The 7702-nt window shown below is 59.3% G+C and carries 5 protein-coding genes; 2 read left to right on the top strand and 3 right to left on the bottom strand.

The features are described from left to right. The coding region (locus QIW53_RS17975; RefSeq protein ID WP_371050954.1) for a cbb3-type cytochrome c oxidase subunit I at positions 1-344 on the bottom strand (344 nt) is incomplete at its 3' end. Between the two features lie 298 nt (positions 345-642). On the opposite strand from QIW53_RS17975, the gene QIW53_RS17970 reads away from it, so the two are divergent. Beyond that, a complete protein-coding gene (locus QIW53_RS17970) occupies positions 643-2220 on the top strand; it encodes an ATP-binding protein (RefSeq protein ID WP_371050952.1) in 1578 nt (525 codons plus the stop codon). 87 nt (positions 2221-2307) lie between these two features. On the opposite strand, the gene QIW53_RS17965 is transcribed toward QIW53_RS17970, so the two are convergent. Both QIW53_RS17965 and QIW53_RS17960 read right to left on the bottom strand, forming a co-directional pair. After that, a complete protein-coding gene (locus tag QIW53_RS17965) occupies positions 2308-3747 on the bottom strand; it encodes a catalase (RefSeq protein WP_371050951.1) in 1440 nt (479 codons plus the stop codon). Positions 3748-3924: 177 nt separating this feature from the next. Continuing rightward, positions 3925-4755: an alpha/beta fold hydrolase gene (locus QIW53_RS17960; protein WP_371050950.1), complete on the bottom strand. Its 831-nt coding sequence runs from the start codon at positions 4753-4755 to the stop codon at positions 3925-3927. A 594-nt stretch (positions 4756-5349) separates the two neighbouring features. On the opposite strand from QIW53_RS17960, the gene QIW53_RS17955 reads away from it, so the two are divergent. Next, on the top strand, positions 5350-7575 hold the full coding sequence (locus tag QIW53_RS17955; protein WP_371050949.1) for a nitric-oxide reductase large subunit: 2226 nt from the start codon (positions 5350-5352) through the stop codon (positions 7573-7575). Positions 7576-7702: the final 127 nt, after the last annotated feature.

Here is a 7702-nt window from a genome sequence, read left to right as displayed (position 1 = left end):
GGCAGGGTGACCAGCATGATCACGATCACCGATTGCCAGCCCCAGAAGGTGAAGGCGGCGAGGGTGTCGGAGTACAGCCGCACCTGGCAGGTGCGCTGCACGGCGTAGTAACTGGCGGCGAACTGGGCGCTGCCGGCAAAGCCGAAGATCACCAGGCTGGTGTGCAGCGGTCGCAGGCGGCCGAAGGTGGTCCAGGGCAGGTCGAGGTTCATCTCGGGCCACACCAGTTGCGAGGCGATCCACACGCCCATGGCCATCCCGACGACGCCCCAGACGACGGTCGCGATGACGAATTGGCGGACGACCTTGTAGTTGTAGGCCGGGTTATTTATCACTGTGCTCATCGTGCATATCCATCCATCAGGTCACAGGATGGTCACGGCATTGCTCGACGTGCGCTCGTTAAGAGTTGTGAATCGTTGTTGTTTGCGCCGATGGCAGGGGCGAACCGGTTACGGGAGAGTCGGAGCAATAATTGCAAAAAACTCAGCAATATGTGCAAAGCCCGGGACGCCAAATTTGTTGATAGTGAAACGGGTTTTACGATTAAGTTGTTGATTGAAAGCGTATTTATGCCTGCTTGCCGGTGATTGTAGGGTCGGGTAGCCGCGAATAATAAAAGTCGTCAGTGGCAAAAGGGTCGTGGAGAACTCTGCCATGACTACGGAGGTATACGCCTTGAGTGCAGCAGCAGAAGACGGTTTCGACGTGGTGTGGAGTTTTGGGCCCTTCCGTTTGTATCCAGTAGAAAGGCGCCTGGAGCGCTCCGGGGAATCCATCGCTATTGGCAGTCGCGCACTGGATATCCTGGTTGTCCTGGTGAAGGAAGCGGGGAGTGTCATCAACAAGCGAACGCTGATGACCAAGGCCTGGAAGAACATCGTTGTTGATGAAAGCAACTTGCGGGTCAACATCGGGCTGCTGCGTAAAATTCTTGGGGAGGGGGAAAATGGCGCTCGCTACGTCGCCAATGTCCCGGGGCGTGGCTACAGTTTTGTGGCGAAAGTCACCCGCTTGAATGTGATGGCTCGCCTGGAACTGAAGACCGATCAGCGTGCCTCGGGTGACGCCGTACCTCGCCGCTCAGGTCAGATGGTCGGGCGAGGCAGTGACCTTTGTTTATTGGCGAACGCGATCCTGCTGCATCGCTGTGTATCGATTATCGGCTCGGGCGGCCTGGGTAAATCGATGCTGGCCGCGGCGTGTGCCAGTCATCTGCAAGCCGAGTTCTCCGCCGCTGTGCATTACCTGAATCTTGATTCGCTCGGCCAGGCGCAGCCCGTGGTGCCCGCGCTGTTGACGATGTTCGGACTTGAGCAGGACGGGGCCGACCCGGTCACGGCCATCGCGGCAAAATTCGTCGCAAGCCGTGCTGTCCTGATCCTGGACAATTGCGATGGTTTTCTAGAGGGCGTCGCGACCCTGGTCGAGGCGCTCAGCGAAAGCCGCACTGAGTTACATGTGCTGGTGACGATCCGTGAAGCCTTGCGGATCGATGGTGAGTTCGCCTATCGCCTCGGTCCGCTGGATGTGCCTCCCAGGGAGCTGAAGCTGTCGGCCGTGGAGGCGCGGGCTTATTCGGCGGTCGAGCTTTTTATCGATAAATGCCTGGCGAACGGGCACCTGTGCGAGCTGCCAGACGAAGAGGTGGCGCAGATGATCGAGATCTGCCTGCGACTCGACGCCAATCCGCTGGCAATTACCCTGGCGGCTTCGCGTGTGGCGACCTTCGGACTCACCGGCACCCTCGCGCTGCTCGATAGCAGCTGCCGGCTGCACTGGACCGGGCGACGCAATGCGGTCTCCCGGCACCGGACGCTGGAAGCGCTGCTCGATTACAGCTTTCACGCCCTCAATGACCAGGAGCAGGCGTTATTCCTGCGCCTGGCGGATTTTGTCGGGGTGTTCAGCTTGAGTGATGTTCAGGCCATGGACCATTCCGACTTGCCGGATTTCGCCACGCTGATGGGCGTACTCGATGCGCTGGTCGGCAAATCACTGCTGGTGCCTCAATCCACCGCCAGCGGCACCATGGACTTTCGCTTGCTGGAAACCGTGCGGATCTATGCGCTTGAGAAAACCATCAAACGCGAGGGCGGAAAGCGCGAGGCCACCTTGCACTACGAACATTCCGGTCATGGCCAGAGTCCTTGGTGCAGCGCTGCCAAACCAGATTTGGAGCTGGAACCGTTCAACCTGTTTGGCAATGCAGCCTTGTAAATGTTCGGTCTGGGCGTCATGCCTTGTGGCGCGAGTCGGCTCGCACCACAAGGCAATCCCGGTTTGGCGACGGGCGTTGTCAGTGCCTTAGCCGAGCGCCGCCAACGCGCTCGCGACGCCTGCACCGTAACCGACATCAGCCTTGTTGCAGTTGGCAATGTGGCGCAATTGAACCTCCCGCGTCACCGAATGCAGTGAACGTGCGGTGTTTTCGAACAGCGCCTGTTTCTCCTGGTCGTTCATCTGTCGGAACAGGTTGCCGGGTTGTTCATAGTGATCGTCGTCAACGCGGTGGTCCCAGTGACCGGCAGCACCGGAGAGCTCCAGTGGCGGCTCGCGCCATTCAGGCTGATCCAGCCATTCGCCCCGTCCGTTGGGTACGTAGGACAGCGTGCCGCCATGGTTGCCGTCGACACGCATGGCGCCGTCACGATGGAAGCTGTGCACCGGGCACTGGGGTTGATTGACCGGGATCTGGTTGTGATTGACCCCCAGGCGATAGCGTGCAGCGTCGCCGTAGGAGAACAGGCGTGCCTGGAGCATGCGGTCCGGCGAAAAACCGATGCCGGGTACGATATTGGCCGGGCTGAACGCGGCTTGTTCAACGTCGGCAAAGACGTTTTGCGGGTTGCGATTGAGCTCGAAGAACCCAACTTCGATCAGCGGATAGTCGCCATGGGGCCAGACCTTGGTGAGGTCGAACGGGTTCACCGGATGGGCCTGTGCCTGGTCCGGCGTCATCACCTGTATGTACAGGGTCCAGCGTGGAAAGTCTCCCGCTTCGATGCTATCGAACAGGTCGCGGTGATGACTTTCACGATCTTCACCCACCAGTTGTCTGGCTTGTTCATCGCTCAGGTTTGCAATGCCTTGCTGGGTCTTGAAGGTGAACTTGACCCAGTGTCGTTCATTGTTGGCATTGATCAGGCTGAAGGTGTGGCTGCCAAAGCCGTGCATGTGTCGATAACTTCGAGGAATCCCGCGCTCGCTCATGACGATGGTCACCTGGTGCAGCGCTTCGGGCAGTGACGACCAGAAGTCCCAATTGTTCTGGGCGCTGCGCATGCCGGTTCGCGGATCGCGTTTGACGGCGTGGTTGAGGTCTGGGAAACGCAGCGGATCACGAAAGAAAAACACTGGGGTGTTGTTGCCCACCAGATCCCAGTTGCCTTGTTCGGTATAGAACTTCATGGCGAAACCGCGAATGTCCCGTTCGGCATCGGCCGCACCGCGCTCGCCCGCTACCGTGGAGAATCGGGTGAACATTGGCGTTTGTTTGCCGACCGCACTGAACAGGTCGGCCCTGGTGTAACGGGTGATGTCGTGGGTCACGGTAAATGTGCCGAAAGCACCCGCGCCCTTGGCGTGCATGCGCCGTTCAGGGATCACCTCGCGATCGAAGTGCGCCAGTTTTTCCAGCAACCAGACGTCTTGCAGCAAGGCGGGACCACGGGGGCCGGCGGTTTGGGTGTTGAAGTTGTCAACGACGGGAGCGCCGTTGGCCGTTGTCAGTTTGTGATTCGACATGGCGTAGCCTCTCGATGGTGCAATAAAAAGAGCTACGGATAACGACGACAGAGTCCGGGCTGAGGTGATCACCAGTCGCCATCAGAATCTCTCGGGTTCATCCGGCATAGGCGGTAAGAACCTGGCGTTACCCGTAGCTAAAGAGGGGGGAGCGTACTGAGGATGCGTTGGTTAAGGTCAGCTGCGCAGGAAGGCCAGCAGGTCCTGGTTGCACTGATCCTTATGGGTCTCGGTCAAGCCATGCGGGGCACCCGGATACACTTTCAACAGGGCGTGGGGCACCAGTTTCTTCGAGGCGCGGCCCGCCGCGTCGATCGGCACGATCTGGTCGTCATCGCCATGGATGATCAGCGTTGGCTTGTCGAATTTTTTCAGGTCTTCGGTGAAGTCGGTTTCCGAGAACGCCTTGACCGAGTCGAAGGTATTCTTGAACCCGCCTGTCATGCCCTGCATCCACCAGGCGTCAATCATGCCCTGGGAGGTCTTGGCGCCCGGGCGGTTGAACCCGTAGAACGGCCCGGCCGGTATGTCCTTGAAGATTTGCGAACGGTCGGCCAGCATGCCGTTGCGGATGCCGTCGAAGACTTCGATCGGCAGGCCGCCCGGGTTTGTCGCGGTTTTCAGCATCAGTGGCGGTACGGCTGAAATCAGGCCGATCTTCGCCACGCGGGAGGTGCCGTGGCGTCCGATGTAGCGCGCGACTTCACCGCCACCGGTCGAGAAACCGATCACGGTCACGTTACGCAGGTCCAGCGTATTGATCACGGTGGCCAGGTCATCGGCGTAGTGATCCATGTCGTTGCCTTCCCAGGGCTGGCTCGAGCGGCCATGACCGCGGCGGTCGTGGGCAATCACACGAAAGCCCTTGGATGCCAGGAAAAAAGCCTGGTAATCCCAGCTGTCAGCGTTCAATGGCCAACCATGGCTCAAGGTTACGACCGGGCCATCCTTCGGGCCCCAATCCTTGTAGTAAAGCTCAACACCTTCTTTGGTCGCGATGGTTGCCATGCCCTGGGTTCCTTTTGCATTGGAGGGAGCGGTTTTAACGGAGGCCGCTGAAGCGGAAGCCGGCAAGGCAGCCACGACCGCCGTCGCCAAGCCACCCAGCAACAAGTTTCGACGCACTGTTTCGTCAGGTGAAAGTGAGGAATCGTCTGCCATGGGAAAATGCTCCTGATTAATCCGGCTCAAGCTGAACAATTTGCCTGCTTACTATGGGTTAGTCCGTTGTAATGCGGTGTTAAAGGGTGCAAATAGTTGTGATGGCTTGTTGGTTTCAGGGGTAATTCGATGTTTTGCTGATAGGGTGTTAATTGCTGTATTGGCGATTTTTTAATATGGGTGGTGCACGGTATTTATAGCTAAAAAGGCTCTGTGCCGAGGGTTTCACGAAATGGAATGATTGCTCGGGTTGACTTCGAGTAATGGGTTCGTGTTCGCCGTTACATAACGGTATCCAAAGAAAAATATAAATGAATAAACAGTCGTGTATGGGTGCGCGAGAAATAAATGCATGCCTTGGCATTCGACCGTATTGGCAAATTGAGGTGACATATGGGTGAATATCGAAAGTTATGGTGGTACCTGATCGGGATATTAGGCGTGACTTTTTGCCTGCTGGGCTGGTTCGGGCGTGAGATCTATCGCCAGGCCCCGCCGATTCCCGAGCGAGTGCAAAGTGCCAGCGGCCAATTGCTGTTTCAGTCCGTGGACATTCTTGATGGCCAAACCGCCTGGCAAAGTGTCGGCGGCATGCAGCTGGGCTCGATCTGGGGTCACGGTGCGTACCAGGCGCCGGACTGGACGGCCGACTGGCTGCACCGCGAACTGCTCGCCTGGCTGGACTTGGCCGCACAGCAGGGTTATGGCAAGGCCTACGCCGAGATCGATGGCGATCAGCAAGCCTTGCTGCGTCATCAACTCAAACGCGAATACCGCAGCAACCGCCTGGTCGATGGCACCCTGGTGCTCAGTGAACGCCGCATCCAGGCGATCCGGCAGACGGGCGCCTATTACGATGCGCTCTTCGGTGGCGATCCATCGCTGAGTAGCAGCCGCCAGAGTTTCGCGATGAAGGAGGTGACGATGCCTGACCCGGCCCGGCGTCAGCAGCTCACTCACTTTTTCTTCTGGACCGCCTGGGCCGCCGCCACTGAGCGTGACGGACTGAACGCGACCTACACCAACAACTGGCCCCACGAACCCCTGATCGATAACAACGCCACGGCCGAGAACATGGTCTGGTCGGTCATCAGCATCGTCGTACTGCTGGCGGGCATCGGCTTCCTGGTCTGGGGCTGGGCGTTCCTGCGTAACCACGAGGAGGGCTCACCCACGGTGCCGGCGCAGGATCCGCTGAGCCTGATCACCCTGACACCGTCGCAAAAAGCCCTTGGCAAATATTTGCTGCTGGTCGGTGCACTGTTCGGCTTCCAGGTCATGATGGGCGGCGTGACCGCGCACTACACCGTTGAGGGCCAGGATTTCTACGGCCTGCCGCTGTCGAAGTGGTTCCCCTATTCGCTGACCCGGACCTGGCATCTGCAGAGCGCGATGTTCTGGATTGCCACCGGTTTCCTCGCCGCCGGGCTGTTCCTGGCGCCGTTCATCAACGGCGGCAAAGACCCCAAATACCAGAAGCTGGGCGTGGACCTGTTGTTCTGGGCCCTGGTGCTGGTGGTCGTGGGTTCCTACACCGGCAACTTCCTCGCCATCGCGCAACTGATGCCCGCCGAATGGAGTTTCTGGCTCGGTCACCAGGGTTACGAGTACGTCGACCTGGGCCGCCTGTGGCAGATCGCCAAGTTTGCCGGGATCGTGTTCTGGCTGGTGCTGATGCTGCGCGCGATGGTGCCTGCCCTGCGCCAGCCCGGTGACAAAAACCTGCTGGCGCTATTGGCCTGTTCGGTGATTGCCATCGGCCTGTTCTATGGCGCGGGCCTGTTCTACGGCGAACGCACCAACCTGTCGGTCATGGAATATTGGCGCTGGTGGGTCGTGCATCTGTGGGTCGAAGGCTTCTTCGAAGTGTTCGCCACCACCGCGCTGGCGTTCATCTTCACCAGCATGGGCCTGGTGTCCAAGCGCCTGGCGACGACCGCGACGCTGGGGTCGGCCTCGCTGTTCATGCTCGGTGGCGTGCCCGGCACCTTCCACCATATCTATTTTTCCGGCACCACCACACCGGTGATGGCGGTCGGCGCGACGTTCAGTGCACTGGAAGTGGTCCCGCTCATTTTGCTGGGTTATGAGGCCTGGGAAAACTGGCACCTCAAGGAACGCGCGGCGTGGATGACGAAAATTCGCTGGCCGCTGCAGTTTTTCATCGCCACCGCGTTCTGGAACATGCTCGGGGCCGGTGTCTTCGGGTTCCTGATCAACCCGCCGATTTCGCTGTATTACATCCAGGGTCTGAACACTACGCCACTGCACGCCCACGCCGCGCTGTTCGGCGTCTACGGCTCGCTGGCACTGGGTTTCAGCCTGTTGATCCTGCGTTACCTGCGGCCGAACCTGCAGTTCAATGATCGCTTGATGAACACCGGTTTCTGGTGGCTCAACGGCGGACTGGCGCTGATGATCTTCACCAGCCTGCTGCCGGTCGGCATCCTGCAATTCTACGCCAGCGCCAGCCAGGGCTTGTGGTACGCCCGCAGCGAGGCGTTCATGCAACAGGACCTGCTGCAAACCCTGCGTTGGGTGCGCACCTTCGGCGACATTGTGTTCCTGGTCGGCGCGTTTGCGGTGATCTGGCAAATCACCAAAGGGTTGCTGGGAACCTCCGAGAGAGCAGGGGCCTCGGCGGTGGGGATCATCACTCGGCCTTAGCCAAGGCTCAAGACGGGCAACGCCAGGCGCATCGAACCGCCTGGCGTTTTTGTGTCGGCCATTCGCCTGCCGGTTGCCAGGAAGGCGCCCGGAGTGTGAGACTTCGCCGGACCCTTGAACGACTGGG

The organism is Pseudomonas fluorescens, from assembly GCF_041354075.1.
GTDB classification, from domain to species: domain Bacteria; phylum Pseudomonadota; class Gammaproteobacteria; order Pseudomonadales; family Pseudomonadaceae; genus Aquipseudomonas; species Aquipseudomonas fluorescens_CE.
This window is presented reverse-complemented; position numbering and strand designations above follow the sequence as displayed.